The 1189-nt window shown below is 48.9% G+C and carries 1 rRNA gene; it reads left to right on the forward strand.

Annotation, left to right across the window (positions count from 1 at the left end):
• Positions 1 to 22: 22 nt before the first annotated feature.
• A 23S ribosomal RNA gene (locus DV434_RS10555) occupies positions 23 to 1189 on the forward strand; the annotation flags it as partial.

Genomic DNA, 1189 nt, shown 5'->3' on the forward strand with positions numbered 1-1189 from the left:
TTGAAAACATTTGAGGTTGTATAGTTAAGTGACTAAGCGTACAAGGTGGATGCCTTGGCAATCAGAGGCGAAGAAGGACGTGCTAATCTGCGAAAAGCTTGGATGAGTCGATAAGAGGCGTTTAATCCAAGATATCCGAATGGGGAAACCCAGTAGATGAAGAATCTACTATCACTTACTGAATTCATAGGTAAGTGAGGCAAACCGGGAGAACTGAAACATCTAAGTACCCCGAGGAAAAGAAATCAACCGAGATTTCGTCAGTAGCGGCGAGCGAAAGCGAAAGAGCCTGTTAATGATAACAGCAGAGATAGAGGAATAAGCTGGGAAGCTTAGCGACACAGGGTGATAGCCCCGTACTCGACATCCAGGCTGTGGTACTAAGTTAACGAGAAGTAGGGCGGGACACGTGATATCCTGTTTGAAGATGGGGGGACCATCCTCCAAGGCTAAATACTCCTGATTGACCGATAGTGAACCAGTACTGTGAAGGAAAGGCGAAAAGAACCCCGGTGAGGGGAGTGAAATAGAACCTGAAACCTTGTACGTACAAGCAGTGGGAGCCTGAAAGGGTGACTGCGTACCTTTTGTATAATGGGTCAGCGACTTATATTTTGTAGCGAGGTTAACCGAATAGGGGAGCCGAAGGGAAACCGAGTCTTAACTGGGCGTCTAGTTGCAAGGTATAGACCCGAAACCCGGTGATCTAGCCATGGGCAGGTTGAAGGTTGGGTAACACTAACTGGAGGACCGAACCGACTAATGTTGAAAAATTAGCGGATGACTTGTGGCTGGGGGTGAAAGGCCAATCAAACCGGGAGATAGCTGGTTCTCCCCGAAATCTATTTAGGTAGAGCCTTGAGCGGACACCTTTGGGGGTAGAGCACTGTTTCGGCTAGGGGTCCATCCCGGATTACCAACCCGATGCAAACTACGAATACCAAAGAGTGATACTCAGGAGACACACGGCGGGTGCTAACGTCCGTCGTGGAGAGGGAAACAACCCAGACCGCCAGCTAAGGTCCCAAAGTCTATATTAAGTGGGAAACGAAGTGGGAAGGCTTAGACAGCTAGGATGTTGGCTTAGAAGCAGCCATCATTTAAAGAAAGCGTAATAGCTCACTAGTCGAGTCGGCCTGCGCGGAAGATGTAACGGGGCTGAAATATAGCACCGAAGCTGCGGCATCAG

It is taken from the genome of Haemophilus haemolyticus (assembly GCF_003493685.1).
Classification (GTDB): Bacteria; Pseudomonadota; Gammaproteobacteria; order Enterobacterales; family Pasteurellaceae; genus Haemophilus; species Haemophilus haemolyticus_O.